The organism is Novosphingobium kaempferiae, assembly GCF_021227995.1.
GTDB lineage: Bacteria > Pseudomonadota > Alphaproteobacteria > Sphingomonadales > Sphingomonadaceae > Novosphingobium > Novosphingobium kaempferiae.
The window spans coordinates 2,924,179-2,940,002 of record NZ_CP089301.1; the positions used below are offsets into that span (position 1 = coordinate 2,924,179).

General features: G+C 68.0%; 14 protein-coding genes. 8 read left to right on the forward strand and 6 right to left on the reverse strand.

Features of this window, described 5'->3' with window-relative positions; all coding sequences use genetic code 11:
- Positions 1-45: 45 nt before the first annotated feature.
- On the forward strand, positions 46-969 hold the full coding sequence (locus tag LO787_RS13195) for a LysR family transcriptional regulator (protein ID WP_232491482.1): 924 nt from the start codon (positions 46-48) through the stop codon (positions 967-969).
- Positions 970-985: 16 nt separating this feature from the next.
- Here LO787_RS13195 and LO787_RS13200 read toward each other — a convergent pair whose 3' ends face one another.
- From LO787_RS13200 to LO787_RS13210, 3 genes are all read right to left on the reverse strand, one after another.
- Complete coding sequence (locus tag LO787_RS13200; RefSeq protein ID WP_232491483.1) at positions 986-1,528, reverse strand: cupin domain-containing protein; 543 nt, start codon at positions 1,526-1,528, stop codon at positions 986-988.
- 11 nt (positions 1,529-1,539) lie between these two features.
- Positions 1,540-3,945, reverse strand: a complete 2,406-nt coding sequence (locus LO787_RS13205) for a TonB-dependent receptor (RefSeq protein ID WP_232491484.1) — start codon at positions 3,943-3,945, stop codon at positions 1,540-1,542.
- A gap of 130 nt (positions 3,946-4,075) precedes the next feature.
- Complete coding sequence (locus tag LO787_RS13210) at positions 4,076-5,458, reverse strand: MFS transporter (protein ID WP_232491485.1); 1,383 nt, start codon at positions 5,456-5,458, stop codon at positions 4,076-4,078.
- Between the two features lie 142 nt (positions 5,459-5,600).
- Here LO787_RS13210 and LO787_RS13215 point away from each other — a divergent pair, with 142 nt between their 5' ends.
- From LO787_RS13215 to LO787_RS13240, 6 genes are all read left to right on the forward strand, one after another.
- On the forward strand, positions 5,601-6,416 hold the full coding sequence (locus LO787_RS13215) for an alpha/beta fold hydrolase (protein WP_232491486.1): 816 nt from the start codon (positions 5,601-5,603) through the stop codon (positions 6,414-6,416).
- Positions 6,407-7,579: a M24 family metallopeptidase gene (locus tag LO787_RS13220; protein WP_232491487.1), complete on the forward strand. Its 1,173-nt coding sequence runs from the start codon at positions 6,407-6,409 to the stop codon at positions 7,577-7,579. Before LO787_RS13215 ends, LO787_RS13220 begins: the two co-directional genes overlap by 10 nt.
- Positions 7,580-7,730: 151 nt before the next feature.
- A complete protein-coding gene (locus LO787_RS13225; protein ID WP_232491488.1) occupies positions 7,731-9,125 on the forward strand; it encodes an LLM class flavin-dependent oxidoreductase in 1,395 nt (464 codons plus the stop codon).
- An 8-nt stretch (positions 9,126-9,133) separates the two neighbouring features.
- A complete protein-coding gene (locus LO787_RS13230; protein WP_232491489.1) occupies positions 9,134-9,964 on the forward strand; it encodes an alpha/beta fold hydrolase in 831 nt (276 codons plus the stop codon).
- A 10-nt stretch (positions 9,965-9,974) separates the two neighbouring features.
- Complete coding sequence (locus LO787_RS13235; protein ID WP_232491490.1) at positions 9,975-10,916, forward strand: alpha/beta hydrolase family protein; 942 nt, start codon at positions 9,975-9,977, stop codon at positions 10,914-10,916.
- Between the two features lie 35 nt (positions 10,917-10,951).
- Entirely contained in the window at positions 10,952-12,235 is a 1,284-nt protein-coding gene (locus LO787_RS13240; protein ID WP_232491491.1) for a M24 family metallopeptidase, read from the forward strand.
- Between the two features lie 20 nt (positions 12,236-12,255).
- Here the strand turns inward: LO787_RS13240 and LO787_RS13245 are convergent, their stop codons facing one another.
- From LO787_RS13245 to LO787_RS13255, 3 genes are all read right to left on the reverse strand, one after another.
- A complete protein-coding gene (locus LO787_RS13245; RefSeq protein ID WP_232491492.1) occupies positions 12,256-12,840 on the reverse strand; it encodes a Smr/MutS family protein in 585 nt (194 codons plus the stop codon).
- On the reverse strand, positions 12,837-14,096 hold the full coding sequence (gene mltA / locus LO787_RS13250; RefSeq protein WP_232491493.1) for a murein transglycosylase A: 1,260 nt from the start codon (positions 14,094-14,096) through the stop codon (positions 12,837-12,839). Before mltA ends, LO787_RS13245 begins: the two co-directional genes overlap by 4 nt.
- A gap of 87 nt (positions 14,097-14,183) precedes the next feature.
- Positions 14,184-14,864, reverse strand: a complete 681-nt coding sequence (locus LO787_RS13255) for a Tim44/TimA family putative adaptor protein (RefSeq protein WP_232491494.1) — start codon at positions 14,862-14,864, stop codon at positions 14,184-14,186.
- 319 nt (positions 14,865-15,183) lie between these two features.
- On the opposite strand from LO787_RS13255, the gene secB reads away from it, so the two are divergent.
- On the forward strand, positions 15,184-15,699 hold the full coding sequence (secB, locus tag LO787_RS13260) for a protein-export chaperone SecB (RefSeq protein ID WP_232491495.1): 516 nt from the start codon (positions 15,184-15,186) through the stop codon (positions 15,697-15,699).
- Positions 15,700-15,824: the final 125 nt, after the last annotated feature.

A 15,824-nucleotide genomic window follows, 5' to 3' on the forward strand; every position in this document is an offset into this window, starting at 1 on the left:
CATTTGATCCAGAACAGGAATACCGGGTTGCGCCGTTCTATCGACATGCGGAGACTCGAGCAGTTCGTGGCGGTGGCGCGCACGGGCAGTCTCGGCAAGGCCGCGCAGGAAATGGGCATGACCCAGCCGACGCTCACCCGCAACATGCGCGGGCTGGAGACGGACCTCGGCTCCCGTCTCTTCGCGCGCGGCCCCTCGGGCACGATGCTGACGCCTGCGGGCAGCCGCTTCCTGCCGCGCGCCGAGGAGCTGCTCAACAGCCTCGAGCGCGCGCTCAGCGAGATCGACGAGGAAGGCGCGCAGGCGACGTTGAAGCTCGGCATATCGCCCAACTTCCACTTCGATCTCATCCCCGCAGCCATCAACCGCAACGTGCAGGAGAACCCGCTCCTGAATATCCACGTCATCTCCGCCACGCGAGAACAGATCGTCGAGGATCTGCGCCGCAAGGAGATGGACCTCGGCTTCTGCCTGATCCCCAGCTTCTTCTACACGCGCAGCACCGAGCTGAACGAGATCGAGTTCGAGGCGGTGGGCGAGGAACTGATCCTGCCCTACGTGCGGCCGGACCATCCCTACGCCGCCGTCACCCGGCTGGAGGATACCGCCGGCATCCGCTGGGCGGTGCCGCACCAGCTTTCGGTCAGCTACCGGTTCGAGAGTTCGTTCTATCGCAACAAGCTGCCGGTGCCGCCGCAGTCGCTCAACGCCACCTCGCTCTCGCTGCTGCGCAGTTCCGCGCTGGAGAGCGACATGGCGGCGCTGCTGCCCGCCCGCTACGCCCGCGCCGACGTGGAGGCCGGGCGCCTTGCCGTGCTCGACATCGAGGCCATGCGCTTCGACTTCGTGTTCGGCTTCATGGAGCGGCGCGGCGTGCGCCCGAGCGCGGTATCCAGCCGGTTCAAGTCGCTGGTGCGCACGGTGCTGGGGCAGGATGGCACGGCGGTGCCGTCGCTGCCGAAGGGGTAACGCGACCGAATCCCCCCTACTTCCCCGGCTCGGGCGCCTTGCGCAGCGGCAGGGTCTTTTCCAAGTCGCCCAGCGTGATCTGAACGACGAGGCACACCTTGCGGCCCGTCTTCGCCTCGCAGCGGAAGCGGTGGCCCTTGCCGGCCCAGTTCTCCGCCAGAACCGCCTCGCCGGGGTTGAGGCGATAGGTCTTGCCATCGCCGGTGTCGACCAGCTGGTTGCCCTGCAGGTAGAGCAGGACATTGGTGTTGGTCGCATAGTGCCATTCGGACTGGAACCCGTCCGGCCAGTAGGCGATCACCACGCGGCGCACCTGCCGGTCGAACAGCACGTTCATGCCGTAGCTGCCCTGCGAGACGGGAACCTTCATCTCCTCGACATGGGTCATCCCGTCATCGGCGGAGAAGAGATGATACCAGCGCACCGGCTCCCCGAAATCGCCGAACAGGTTGTCCGCCGCCGCCGAGGCCGGAGGCGGCATCAAGGCCGCTCCCAGCGCCGTGCAGCACGCCAGCGCTGCGGGGACCGCGCGCCGCACGATCCCCCCCATCCGTTTCATGAGACCGTTCATCAGAAGTTGTACCGGAAACGCGCGCCGACCTGCCGCCCGGTGCGCAGGCCGACGAGGATGTCGTTGGTGTTGGACCGCAGCACGTCCACGTTGCGCACGATGCTGGTGTAGGTCCGCTCGTTGGTGAGGTTGAGCACGAAGGCCTCCAGCCGAGCCCGGTCGGAAGAGAGGCCCGCGCGCAGGTTGACGAGGTGCGTGTCCGGCGTCCAGGCGAGGTTCGCCTCGGTCTCGTACATGCGGTTCTTGTAGATGTAGTCCGCACGCAGATACCACTGGTCGAGCAACCCGCCGAGGATCGGCGCGGGCAGGTCTGCGGTGTACTGCGCACCCGCCGTGGCGTTGACCGAGGGCACGCGCGGCAGGCTGTTGCCCGACACGTCCGAGCTGCCGGTGATCGAGACCGCGCAGGTCACGCAGACATAGTCGACGATCTCGCTGTAGTTGTAGCCGACGCCGCCGTTGAACGCGAGGTTGTCGGTCGCGCGCCAGTCGAGCTGGCCCTCGATGCCCGCAAGGCGCGTCTTACCTGCGTTGGCGGAGAAGGTCTGCACCTGCGTCTGGTTGCCCGAACCGCCCGCCGGGACGACCGCGTTGACCGAGATGATCTGGTCGTTCCACGTCCCGTAATAGGCGCTGACGTCATAGCTGAGCGTGCCGAACAGGCGGCCCTTCACGCCCAGTTCCCACTGCTCCAGCTTCTCGGGCTTCACGGTGGTCTGCGCGCCGGTCTGCTCGAACGCGGCGTCCTGCACCGCCTGCGACGCGGTGGCGAGCGAGGCGTTGAAGGCGCCGGGGTTCATGCCCTTCGACCACGAACCGTAGACGGTGAGGTCGCGCGTCGGCTCAACGGTCAGGCTGACGCGCGGCAGGAAGTTCTTGTAGGTCGCCTTGAGCAGCGTGTCGGTCGGCTTGTCGTAGACGCGGCGACGCGAATAGATGTTGTCGATCTGGTAGCGGCCGTCGAAGCTGAGGTTGAATATGCCCAGCGTGTAACCGAGGCCGAAGAACCCGCTCCACGTCTTCGCCTGATTGATGACCGCGCCGGTCGAGACGCGATAGCCGGTGGGGTAGAGCGCGTTGGCGTTCGGCGTGCTGAGCGCCTGCGTGTAGTTCGCGCCGATGGTCCAGGTGAACGGGCCGCTGCCCGTCGAGGCGGCGCGCAGTTCGCCCGACCAGTCGTCGAACATGTATTCCACGTAGCTCTGGTAATCGATGTAGGGCCGCACGAGGTTCGCGTTGCTGCCGGTGAAGTTCGGATTGGCGACGCCGCGCGTATCCTCGAGGTCGAGGTCGTTGAGCGTGGCGTAGTGGTTCTGGTTCCACGAGGCGAGCGCCGAGATGCTCACCGGCGCGAAGGGCATGTCCCATGTCAGGCCGCCATGGACGTGATAGGCGCGGCGCTTCATGCCCGCCTCGGTCTGGAGCAGGTTGTCGAACAGCAGCGGCACGTTGGGGTTGTCGATGACCTGGCTGCGGAACAGCGGGTCCATGATGACGTTGCTGGCGGGCGTCAGCGTGGGGCTGCCCGGCAGCTTGCCGCAGACGTAGTTGAGCCCGCGACCGAGGCCCGCATCGCAGTTGTAGTCCTGCCGTGCGAACTTGCCGAGCGGGCCCGGGCCGTCATCGTCATGCCAGCCGAGACCGAAGACGCGGAACGTCAGGTTCTCGGTCGGCTTGGCGATCAGGGTGACGGCAAGGCTGGTCGATTCCTGCTGGCCCAGCGTCTCCGACGAACCGCCGGGATTGTCGAAGTCGCCATCGGTGTAGAAGTGGCGCCCGCTCACGCGGAACAGCAGCTTGTCCGGGATGATCGCGCCTTCGAGCGAGGCGACTACGTTGGTCCAGTTGTTCGACGCGATCTGTCCCTCGATCGAGCCGCCCAGTTCGTTGCCGGGATCCTTGGTGACGAGGTTGACCGCGCCTGCGAACGTCGCGCGGCCGAAGTAAGCGCTCTGCGGCCCCTTCAGCACCTCGACGCGGGCAAGGTCGCCGATGCCCTCGACGAAGCCGCCGGTCACCGGCGCGCCGTCGATGAAGACCGAGACGTTGCCGTTCGACGTCGGCGAGGAAGACGGCGTCATGCCGCGGATGATGATCTGCTGGTTCGAGCGGTCGGCGCGACCCGAGCCCGAGTTGGACAGGTACATGCTCGGCGTCACGTCGGCGACGTCGTTGAGGTTGGCGATGTTGCGCTTTTCCAGCGACGCGGAATCGAGCGCGGTAATCGCGATCGGCACGTCCTGCAGCGATTCCTCGCGCTTGCGGGCGGTGACGACGATGTCGCCGGGTAGGCTCTCCTGCGCCTGCGCTTCCTGCGCCAGCGCGGGCGCGGCGACGAGGCTCTGCCCGATGACGCCCGCCGCTGCCGTGGCGAGCAAAACCCTCAGATACGAAGTGCGGTCCATGCTTTTCCCTGTTCCTTGCCTTGTTGCGGAACAGGAGACCCCAGCCGGACCGGGGCTTTAAGCAGGCAATCGCGGCTGTTCACTCTGCGATGAACCAGAGGGCGGCCCGTGGGTTTTCGCCACCCTGCGATCAGATCGCGGCATCCTCGCGCGCCTTTTCCAGCGCCGCCGCGTCGAGGCGGTAGAACCAGATGAGCGTGGCCGCCGTCAGATTCGCGAGGATCGGCACGCCAACGAGCAGCACGTAGAGTGAGAGAACCGCGCTGTCGGGCTGGACCACGATGGCCCCGCCCGTCGTCGGGATGTAGCCGCCGAACGCCAGGAAACCGCCGATCAGCGCGGGCGCGACGGCGAAGGCGATCTTCTCGACGATGGCGTAGACGCTGGCGAACATGCCCTCGCGGCGCAGGCCGGTGCGGTAGAAGTCGAACTGCATGGTGTCGGGCAGCATCGCGGTGCCCGCCAGCAGGATCCCGGCGCTGAACACGCCGCGCATGAACCCGCGCGTGGCGAGCGTCCAGGCGGTCTCCTCGATCCCCGGTATCAGCCAGGCGAGGTAGATCAGGCACTGCGCGAAGAGGCCGAGGATGTAGATCGGGCGCTTGCCCCAGCGGTTGATCGCCTTCACCCACAGCGCCAGCGATCCGGCGAGCGCGATGTTCTCGGCCACGCTGAACCAGACCTGCCCGGTGTAGCCGACCTTGGCGACGTTGAGCAGGAACAGCAGCTGCGTGCTCGCCGTCGCCGCCTGCCCGAAAAGCAGGAACAGCTTGGCGGTCATCAGCAGCACGAAGGGGCGGTTGGAGAAGACCATGCGCACATGCGCGAGCGGACGGACCGGCGTGCCCGTTTCCACCCGCTCCTGCCGCCGCGCCTTGGCGGTGAACACGACGGTGAGCTGCGTGGTGCAGACGATCACCACCGCCAGCGTCAGGCCCATCACCGCATAGCCCCGCTCCCCGCGCCCGAACGCCGCGATGAGCTGCGCGCCGCCCGCGACCGAGACGAGCTGCCCCACCGCGATGAAGAAGCTGCGCCAGGAGATCAGCCCGGTACGGGACGCGGCATCGTCGGTCATCTCGGCGGGCATGGCGATGTAGGGGATGTTGAACAGCGAATAGCCGGTCGAATAGATCACCAGCAGCACCGCAAGGCTGACGATCAGACCGGTCCCGCTCGGCAGCAGCCACGGGTTGAAGATCAGCGCGAATGCGCCTGCGCCCATCAGGCTGCCCACGAACATGTAGGGCCGCCGTCGCCCCCAGCGCGATTTCGTGCGGTCGCTCGCCGCGCCGATCAGGATGTCGGCGACGATGTCGTAGAGCTTCGATCCCGTCAGCAGCATCCCCGCGATCGCGGGCGACAGGCCGAGCACCGTCGCCAGCATCGCCGGGAAATACATCGAGATCGGGTTGAGCATGCAAGACACGCCCACCGTCCCAATCCCGAAGGCGAGCGAGAGCGACAGCGGAAGTTCGGATTTGCGCGCGGGCGCGGGTCTGGTAGCGGCCATGTCGCCATGAAGTGCCGCATCGGCCTTCGACGCCAGCCCTCCCGGCAGCACTTATCGACTGACGGTCAGTCGCGATCCGATCCGTGACCATGGCCGGACCGCCCTGCTAGCCCGCACCTCGACACGGCAGGAGACCCGACAGGTGCAGATCATCCGCAGCTATACGCAAGGCCGCTGGGGACAGGTGCATCTGCGGTCCTGCGGAGAGCAGCGCGCCGATGGTCCGCCGCCGCTACTGTGCATCCACTCCACCCCTGCCAGCGGCGCGATGTGGGACGCGATCCTGCCCCGCCTTGGCCGCGACCGGCTGGTGATCGCGCCCGACACGCCCGGCTACGGCATGAGCGACGCTCCGCCCGCACCCGTCTCGATCCGGGAGTACACCGAGGCCCTCGCCGCGCTCTGCGACGAACTCGGCCTCGTCCGCATCGACGTCGCGGGCTTCCACACCGGCTCGATCATCGCCACCGAACTGGCGAACCTGAGGCCCGATCTGGTCCGCCGCATCGTCGTCTTCGGCCTTGCCGCCTATGACGCCGACGCCCGCGCCCAGCGTCTCGCCCGTGTACGCGAGTTCTTTCCCGAGCCCGCCGCCGATCTCGTCCACATCGAGAAGCTCTGGGCCAAGCTCACCGAACTTGCGGACCCGCGCCTCCAGCCGGAGGAACGCCACCTCGCCATGGCCGAATCGCTGCGCACCGGGGCTCGGCTGCCGTGGGGCTTCATGGCGGTCTACGGCCACGACTTCATCGGCGCGATGGCGCGGGTGGCGCAGCCGGTGCTGGTGATGAACCCCGAGGACGACCTCTGGATCCTGACGCGCACGCACTGGCGCATCTACCCCGACGCCCGCCTCATCGAGATGCCCGGCGTGAAGCATGGGGTGCTCAAGCTGGAAACCGACCGCGTGGAGGCCGAACTGCGCGCCTTCCTCATCCCGGAGTCGACATGCTGCTGAACCGCGACCGCGCCGATGCGATCATGGATCGCGAGGGACTGGCGGCCATCGTCGCCTCCTCGCCGATCAACACCTACTACCTGTCGTCCTGGGCGACCGACGCCAGCTGGGGCTTCGGCGACCTCGCCCTCTGCGTCCTGCCGCGCGACCGGACGCTGCCCCCTGCAGTCATCACGGTGGAGGTCGACGCCGGACAGCCGCAGCAGCGCGACGGCACCTGGATGGACATCGTGCGCGGCTACGCCCGTCGCCCCGGCATCGGCCCCGGCGGCGTGCAGGCAAGCGCGGACGCCGCCGGCCTCCCGACTGACCACGCCACCGCCATCGCCGCATGGTTCGGCGAACTCGGCTTCGCGGACGTCGCCGTCGCCTTCGAGGACCGCGGCCTCGGCGCCGATGTCGCGACGCTGGTGCCGGGCCTGCGCGTGGTCGACGGCAAGGATCTCCTGCGCGAGATCCGCATGGTCAAGACACCGCAGGAACTCGCCTTCATGCGCGCCGCCGCGCGCAAGACCGACGCCGCCATCGCCCTGTGCGCCGAGGCCATCGCCGCCGGAGCCACCTGTGCCGAGGCGGAGCGCGTGTTCTGGGCAGGCGTGCCGATGATGGGCGCGCGGCCGATGTTCCTGCTCATCACACCCTACCGCCCCGGCCACGGCCGCCTGCCGAAGACCGCGCAGCTGCTCCCCGGCGATACCGTGACGTTCGACGCCACCGCCGAATATGCGCACTACACCAGCGACATCGGCCGCACCCTCGTGATCGGGGAGCCGAGCGCCGACCAACTGCGCTGCTACAACGCCACGCGCCAGGGCTGGCTCGCCTCGCTCGACGCCTTCCGCGCGGGCGAGCGTTCCACCGATGTCGAGGCGAAGGTGACCGCCGCGATCCGGGCGGCGGGCAATCCGGCCTACGGATCGTCCAACATCCATTCGGTCGGCCTCGAACACACCGACCACCCGCACCCCGGCAATGCCATGGCGCCCTTCACGCTGGAGACCGGCATGATGCTGAGCTGCGACCTGCCGTGGATCGGGCCGGACGTGGGCAAGTTCCACTTCGAGGATCTGATCCTGCTCGGCCCCGAGGGGGTCGAGATCGTCAACCGGGCCGACAACCGGCTCATCGCCTGCATCGACGGCCGCACCGAGCACGTCGGCTGAATAGGATGCAACACCCCTTCTTCCGTCATTGCGAGCGCAGCGAAGCAATCCAGCGGCGCGTAAACCGCTCAGGATTACTTCGCTGCGCTCGCAATGACGAAATCAGGAAGGACGAGCCTGCCTTGCACGCAGGACATAGAGAGGCACTCCCGTGACCACCACCAGCCGCCAGATGATCTTCGCCACCTTCATCCACAATGCCGGGGCGCACCCCGGCGGCTGGCGCTTCGGCGAAGGTCCGGCGCAGGATCTGCACGACTTCGCCGTCTATGCCCGCCTTGCGCAGACCGCCGAGCGCGGCAAGTTCCACTGCTACTTCTCCGGCGACGCGCAGGGCTATCACCATATCTCCGGCAGCGGCGCGTTCTCCGCCACCGACAACGCGGGCAAGCTGGAGCCGACCACGCTGCTCGCCGCGCTGTCGCAGGTGACGCAGTCGATCGGGCTCGTCTCGACCGCCTCGACCACCTACAACGAGCCTTACGCCATCGCCCGCCGCTTCGCCTCGCTCGATCACCTGACGGCAGGCCGCGCGGGCTGGAACGTCGTCACCTCCGCCACCGAGAACGAGGCCCACAACTTCGGCCGCGACCTCAACATGGACCATGACCAGCGCTACGAACGCGCCGAGGAGTTCGTCGATGTCGTGCGCGGGCTGTGGGACAGCTGGGAAGACGGCTCGATGATCCGCGACAAGGCGGCGGGACGCTACTTCGAGCCCGCGAAGGTCCATGCGCTCAACCACAAGGGCCGACACTTCACCGTCAGCGGGCCGCTCAACGTCGGCCGCCCGCCGCAGGGCCACCCGGTCGTCGTGCAGGCGGGCGGGTCGGAACCCGGCCGCGCGCTCGCCGCGCGCACCGCAGACCTCGTCTTCACCGCGCAGCCCTCGCTGGAGAAGGCTCAGGCCTTCTACGCGGACATGAAGGCCCGCGTGCGCGCCTTCGGTCGCAACCCGGACCATGTGAAGATCATCCCCTCTATGCAGATCCTCGTCCGCCCGACCGAGGCCGAGGCGAAGCGCGACACGCAGGCGCTGCTGGACCTGATCCCGCTCGAACTCGCGGTCGGCAAGCTGGAGATGCTGCTGGGCGACATCGACCTTTCGGGCGTGCCGCTCGACGGCCCGCTGCCCGAAGTCGGCCTGACCAACGCGGGCCAGTGGGTGCAGCAGCAGATCATCGCCATGGCCCGCGACGAGAACCTGACTGTGGAGCAGCTCGCCCGCCGTGTCTCCGTATCGCGCGCCAGCTTCGCGATGGCGGGCACGCCCGAGCAGATCGCCGACATGTTCCAGCAGTGGTTCGAGGCCGGTGCGGCGGACGGCTTCTCGATCTCGCCCAACTACCTCGACGGCAACCTCGACGACATCGTCGACCAAGTCATTCCGATCCTGCAGGCGCGTGGCCTGTTCCGCACCGACTACGTGGACGGCACCCTGCGCGACAACCTCGGCCTGCCGCGCCCGGAAAACATGTTCGTCGCCGACCCGGCGCTGGGCGGCGAACCCGACATCTGGAAGCCGCTGCGCGCGGCGGCGCAGTGAGCGAGACCATGGCCGCTCCCCTCGTCCGCCGGGCCTACTGCAACGGTCCCTACGGCCAGGTCCACTATCGCATCGCGCGCCCGGCCGAGCCCGCCGTGCTGCCGCCGCTTCTCTGCCTGCACCAGACGCCCAAGTCCGGCATCGACTACGAACCGATAATGCCGCTGCTCGCGGCGCAGGGTCGCGTCGTCCTTGCCCCAGACACGCCGGGCTACGGCGGCAGCGACGCCCCGCTCGCCCCGATCGGCATTCGGGATTTCGGGCACGTCATGGCCGGGTTCCTGGAAACGATGCGCGCCGACGGCGTGATCGGCGAAGGCCCGATTGACGTCATGGGCTATCACACCGGCTCCGTCACCGCGACCGAGCTTGCCGTTACCCGCCCGCGCCTGATCCGCCGCCTCGTGCTGGTCAGCCTTGCCGCCTACGAAGCGGAGGAACGCGCCCGCCGCCTCGCCAGCATCGACCGCTTCCCGGTGCCGCGCCCCGACGCCAGTCACGTCGCGCAGCTGTGGAACCTGATGGAGACGATGCACGACGCCCGCGTCGATCTCGGCTGGAAGCACGCATCCCTCGCCGAGCACCTGCGTCCCGGCGATCGCCTGCCCTGGGGCTTTCGCGCGGTCTACGAATACGACTTCATCGGCGCGCTCGAAAAGCTGCGCCAGCCGACGCTGCTGCTCTGCCCCGAGGACGATCTCTGGGAGGTGACGCACCGCGAGGCGCACCGCATCGCCGATCTCACCCTCGTGGAGCTGCCCGGCGCGGCGCATGGTTTCCTCAAGGTCGATGCCGAAGCGCTCTCGGCGCGCATCGACATGTTCCTGAAAGACTGCTGACCCCACGCTAATGCCACGCTATCTGCACCTTGTTGCCCCTCTCGCGGCCCTCGCCATGACCTGCACGATCATGCCCGCCACGGCAGCCCCGATCGCGACCTTGTCGACCATCGTCTCCACCGATCCGGTCAGCATAAAAGGCCCGCACGGCGTCATCCTCATGCGCATCACCGCGCCGCAGACCGGCGGAAATCTGCCGGTTCTCGTCTTCGCCCACGGCGCCGCACTCAACCGGTCGGACTATCGCCCGCTAATCGAGGCGCTGGCCCGGGCAGGCTACATCGTCGTCCAGCCGGACTTCCCCGACGCCTCCGCCGACGGCATCGCTCCAAAGGGCTGGCCCGCCGAAACCTGGCGGATCCGCTACGATACCGTCGCCTGGATCGGCACTCATCTGCCCGATGTTCTCAAGACGATACCCGGCCTGCCCCGCCGCGCCGACCTGACCCGCACCGCCATCGCCGGCCACAGCTTCGGCGGCCACACCACAGCGCTCGCCATGGGCGCGCTGGTGGAGGGGATGACGGTGCAGCCCGCATTGCCTTACCGCGCCGCCGTGCTGCTCTCCGCCCCCGGCAACTGGGACGGCCTGACGCCGACATGGAAGGCCCGCGCCGACTACCTCAAGGTCGACTGGACGCCGATGCGCGGCCCGGTGCTGATGGTGAACGGCACCGCCGACACCGGCCCGATGAGCGATCTTGGCGCCGTCTGGCACGACGACGGTTTCAAGCGAACCGCACGCGACGCCTGCCTGATGCACGTCGAGGGTGCCGGGCATTATCTCGGCGGCATCGATTCCGCGCTGCGCCCGCCCGTCGGCGACACTACCGCGGAGCGCCGCGCCTCGGTGTTCCGCGCGACCATCGCCTTCCTCGATCAGGCGCTGGGCCGCACGACCGAGGCCGCGCAGGCATGGCCAGGCATCCGCAGCACCCTCGCCTGCAAGTAATCCCCTCCAGACACAGCTACCGAAAGGGCGTCGCCATGCTCCTCAACCGCGAACGCGCCAATCTCGTGATGGACCGCCACGGCCTCGACGGGCTGGTCGCCGCCTTCCCTGAGAACGTCTATTACCTGTCCGACTACTGGGGACCGATGTTCCTGATGTCGCGCAACTACACGCTCTACGCGCTGCTCCCGCGCGACGAGAGCGCACCGGCGGCGCTGGTGATGCCCGGCACCGGGGTCTACCATCTGGAACACTGTCCGACCTGGATGCCCAACGTTGCGACCTTCGTCACCCGCGTCGCGCCGAAGACGCCGCGCGACTTCGAGTTCTCGACCGAGGAACTGGACCTCGACCAGCCGGTCACCGCAGTCGATGCCGACACGCCGCTCACGCCCTATCCCACCCGGCTGGGGGCCGAAATGGCCCCGCGCGACCGGCAACTGCTAGACCGCTATGCCGCGCATCAGGGCCGCTCGGAGGCGACCTCCACGCGCGCCCTTGCCCGCGCCATCCATGACGCGGGCCTGACCGGCGCACGGCTCGGCTTCGACGACCCGCGCGTGCTGGGCTGGCTCAACGATGTCGGCCAGACCGGGCTCACGGGCATCGATGCGCTGAACGTGTTCAAGGAAATCCGCATGGTGAAGAGCCCGGCGGAGATCGACCTCCTGCGCATCGCCGGCCAGCGTGGCGAGGTCGTGCTCGACGGCGTGATCGAGCGGATGGAAGTCGGCATGCCGCTGGACGCCATCGGCGACATCCACGCCCGGCTGGCGGCGGAGCAGGGCTGCCGATCGGAATGGATCATCGCCAACATCCGCGGCCTTGCAACGGGCGTGGTCGAGGCTGGTGAACTCATCAAGCTCGACAGCGTTGTCAGCTACAAGCAGTACCGCGGCGACGTCGGCCGGTCGGTGTTCTTCGGCCAGCCCGACTCCGAGATTCTGCGCCGGTCCGAGGCGGTCAGCCGCGCGCTGGAGATCGCCTACGACGCGATCCGCCCCGGCCGCAGCTTCAAGGAAATCGTCGACCTCACCCTCGCCTCGGTCCATGCCGAGGGCTTCCCCGGCTTCGTGATCGCGGGACCGCACAGCGTCGGCCTCGAGCATACCGACCATCCCACCTCGGTCGGAGCCGAGATGCCCGGCCATCACTCGCTGACGTTCGAGGAGAACATGGTCTTCACCCTCGACATGCCCTATCATGAGTTCGGCTGGGGGACGACGCATGTCGAGGACATGATGATCGTGCGCAAGGACGGCTGCGAGCCCATCACCTCCATGAACACCGCCCTGCGAATTCGGCCCCTGAAAGCCTGATCCGTAAAGCCGGAGGGCAATCAGCGGCGCTTCTTCAGCACCACGTAGATCGCGCCCTGCCCGCCGTGGCGGCGATGGGCACCCCGGATCGCGACGATATCGGACGCATGCTCGCTCGCGGCGAGCCAGTCGGCGATCTTGGCGCGGATAGCGCCGCGCGCCGATCCCCGGTCCGCCGCATCGACCGGGCGCGACTTGCCGGTGACGATCAGCACCACGCGTGCGCCCATGGCCTTGGCCTGCAGCAGCCCGTGCATCAGGCGCAGATAGGCCTGGTCGAGGTTCGATCCATGCAGGTCGAGGCTGAAATCGGGCACCAGCGTGCCCTTGGAGATGCGCTTCTCCCACGATCCGTCGAGATTGACCGGGACGTCCGCGCGCGGCTTGGGCGCGGCGGGTTTCGGCGGCAGCGGCGGTGGTACGCGGCCCCTGACCTTCTTCGGAACGGGTAGCGGGGGGACGACCTCGACGACGGGCGCCTCGACCGGCTGCGGCTCCTTCTTCCGCTTCGGATCGAGCGGCTTCACCGTCCTGGCGACCAGCGCCCAGACCGCCTTCTCTTCCGTGGTGAGCCTGCGGCCCTGTCCGCGCCCCGGGGTCCTCATCGCGCGCCGAGGCGGTCGAGCACGCCCTTGGGCAGCAGTACCAGCGCCGAGCCGCGCCCGCTCATGCCGCCTGCGGTGAGACGCGCCTGCGCACCCGCGCCCCAGAACGTATCAAACCGGTTGGCGCCCTTGATCGCGCCGCCGGTGTCCTGCGCGATCCACAGCCCGTTCGCCTCGCGCCGGTCGAGGTCGAGCCATACCGGCGCACCAAGCGGAACGAAACGCGGGTCTGCGGCAACCGAGTTGCCTGCCCGTACCGGCACGTTGAGCGCACCGAGCGGGCCGTCACCGGTCAATACCTTGAAGAAGACCCACGAACGGTTCTGCTCCATCAGCGCCTTGCCCTCGACAGGATGCTCGCGGACATACTGCATGATGCCCTGCATCGAGCCAGGGTACTGCCCCGGTCCGGAGCCGACCAGCCCCTGATCGCGCATGACGCCGCCGATGCCGGTATAGGGCAGACCGTTCTGCCCGGCATAGCCGATGCGCGTGACGGTGCCGTCCGGCGCGACGAGCCGGCCGGAACCCTGAACCTGCAGGAAGAAGAACTCCACCGGATCGGCGGCCCAGGCGATTTCCAGCCCCTTCCCGGCGAGCGCCCCCGCGTCGATCTGCGCGCGGTCGTAGTATCGGGTGAACGTGCCGTCCGGCGCATAACGGCCGAGCGGCATCCGCCCGTCCTTGAGCGGCTGTGCGTCGCCCGGCTTCGCGCGCACAAGATCGCGCGGGAAGGCATAGACCGGCACCGTATAACCCGGCTGCGGCGTGCGCGCGCCAGCGATCTCGGGCTCGTAGTAGCCGGTCGCGTAGGAACTGCCGTCGCCGATGCGGGCGGCCTCGAAGTAGCTGGCGAAGAACTGCGCGGGCGATCCCGCCCCCCAGTTGGCTGCGGCGGTGCAGGCCTGGCGCCAGTCGTCCGGCCGGGTCAGGCCGCTGCCATCGGTGCGCGCGGTCAGGCGCGGGCAGCTTTCCCGGAACGAGGCGAGCGCGCCTGCCGCCTTGCCCATCGCCAGCGAGGAGACCGCCGGTCCACGGCGGACCCCGGCGACGAGCGCGTTCTGCGGTGTCGGCAGGGTGGGCGTGGGTGTCGTGCCGGTCGTCGGCGGACGTGTCGGACGCGGGCCGCCGGTGGAGGGAATGACGCCGCCGCAAGCCGCCAGCAGCGCGACAAGCGTGGAAATCAGCAGCACACGCGCCGAGCGACGGGCGAACCGCCCCGCAGCGCTCTGCGGCGCCACAACCTCTAGCTGCAAGATCATCTCCCCGCAAAGCAGACGCCCCGCGCTCTGCAGCACGGGGCGGATCAGGATCGACCGGTTAGCAGCCCACCGAAGCGGGGATCAACCTTCGTCGGTCTCTTCCAGCAGCCAGTCGGGATCAGGCGAGTTCACCGCGCGACCGAACGTCCACACGTCGACCGCCTCGATGGCGTCGTCTAGCGAACCGGCCACCACCTGCCCTTCGGCATTGCGGGTGACGGCGGCGATGTCCGCGCGGAAACGCAGGGTGATGCGGGCGTAGCCGCTTTCCACGCCTGCGGCGGTGAAGGAGGTTTCCTCGATGCGGATCAGACGGTTGTCGAGCGTTTCCCCGGCCTCGACGCGGGCGTCGATGGCAGAGGCAAAGCTTTCGTAGGTATCATCGTCGCAGAGCTGGCGCAGTTCGTCCTTGTCGCCCTTCCAGAAGGCTTCGAGGATCATGCGATAGGCGCTGCGCGCACCATCGAGGAAAGCGACGGCATCGAAACGACGATCGACCTGCGCGATTTCCGCGAGGCCACGCTCCACCGAAGGCGGGGCGAGCGGCACGACGCGCTGGCGCGGCTGCTCGGCTCGGGCATCGCTGCGCTGGTCGGGACGCGGCGTAGCTACACGCGGCGCACCCGGCTTCTGGCCCTGACGACCTTCAAAGCGTCCCTGGATAGGCTCTTCCTCATGCTCGGCGCGGCGACCGAGCACGGAGTAAAGGCGCAGGCCAAGAAAGGCTGCGATCATGGCCAGGATCACTATTTCCGGTGTCACGTCCCTAAATCCATCCTTCTTGCGCGCGCCACGGTCCCAGGACCGGCCAAAGGGCGCATGAGGCTCCGATCCAGTGCCGGAGACTCGAACGCGCCTTCGGCTTAGCGCTCGAACATAGCCCCAGATAGGTACGCTTTACAAATGAACAACGAATGAGCGGCCCGCTCGGGGTATTTTTTCGCCCGGTCGAGCCCTCTGCGCACGTCATCGGGACACTCGGTCTACAATTTTCCCGAAGACCGGGTGTTCCACCATCCCGCAAAATGTTTTAGGCGCCCCGGCTGAACACTTTCAGATTCCATTGCGGGACACAGATCAGATGGCCGACGAAGGCAACGTCATTTCCGACCTCGACCTGGGCAACGGCGAGGATACCTCGCCCGCCGCGGGCATCATTTCGCAGTACGTGAAGGATCTCTCGGTCGAGAACCCGAACGCGCCCGAGAGCTTCTCGTGGCAGGAACAGCCCCAGATCGACGTGCAGTTCAACATTGGCGCGCGCGCGATCGAAGGCGAAGTCCACGAAGTTGAACTCAAGATCACCTGCTCGTCGCGCACCGGCGCGGGCACCGCATGGGCCGTCGAGCTGAGCTACTGCGCGCTCGTCGGCATGCGCAACCTTGAAGAAGGACAGGCTCACGCATTCCTCTTCGCCGAGGCTCCGCGCATCCTGTTCCCCTACGCCCGCCGCGTCATCTCGGATGCCGTGCGCGACGCAGGCTTCCCGCCGCTGATGCTCGAGCCGATCGACTTCAATGGCCTCTACGTGCAGCAGCTTCAGGCGCAGGCCCAGCAGGCCGAGGCCGGCATCGGCGAGCCGGTCGGCAACGCCTGACGCCAAGGCGCGAGCGGGCCGTCCATCGTCGTCCCGGACCCGATCCGGGACCGCTGGTGATGAACGGCCCACCTCGTTTCACGGCGCTCCATCGCGGGCGCTCGACTAAAGACCGCCACCGGTCC

What these genes read in the sequence shown, in the direction of transcription:
- LO787_RS13195 (WP_232491482.1), top strand. Translation starts at nt 46, where the DNA reads ATGCGGAGACTCGAGCAGTTCGTGGCGGTGGCGCGCACGGGCAGTCTC.
- LO787_RS13200 (WP_232491483.1), bottom strand. Translation starts at nt 1,528, where the DNA reads ATGAAACGGATGGGGGGGATCGTGCGGCGCGCGGTCCCCGCAGCGCTG.
- LO787_RS13205 (WP_232491484.1), bottom strand. Translation starts at nt 3,945, where the DNA reads ATGGACCGCACTTCGTATCTGAGGGTTTTGCTCGCCACGGCAGCGGCG.
- LO787_RS13210 (WP_232491485.1), bottom strand. Translation starts at nt 5,458, where the DNA reads ATGGCCGCTACCAGACCCGCGCCCGCGCGCAAATCCGAACTTCCGCTG.
- LO787_RS13220 (WP_232491487.1), top strand. Translation starts at nt 6,407, where the DNA reads ATGCTGCTGAACCGCGACCGCGCCGATGCGATCATGGATCGCGAGGGA.
- LO787_RS13230 (WP_232491489.1), top strand. Translation starts at nt 9,134, where the DNA reads ATGGCCGCTCCCCTCGTCCGCCGGGCCTACTGCAACGGTCCCTACGGC.
- LO787_RS13235 (WP_232491490.1), top strand. Translation starts at nt 9,975, where the DNA reads ATGCCACGCTATCTGCACCTTGTTGCCCCTCTCGCGGCCCTCGCCATG.
- LO787_RS13240 (WP_232491491.1), top strand. Translation starts at nt 10,952, where the DNA reads ATGCTCCTCAACCGCGAACGCGCCAATCTCGTGATGGACCGCCACGGC.
- LO787_RS13245 (WP_232491492.1), bottom strand. Translation starts at nt 12,840, where the DNA reads ATGAGGACCCCGGGGCGCGGACAGGGCCGCAGGCTCACCACGGAAGAG.
- secB (WP_232491495.1), top strand. Translation starts at nt 15,184, where the DNA reads ATGGCCGACGAAGGCAACGTCATTTCCGACCTCGACCTGGGCAACGGC.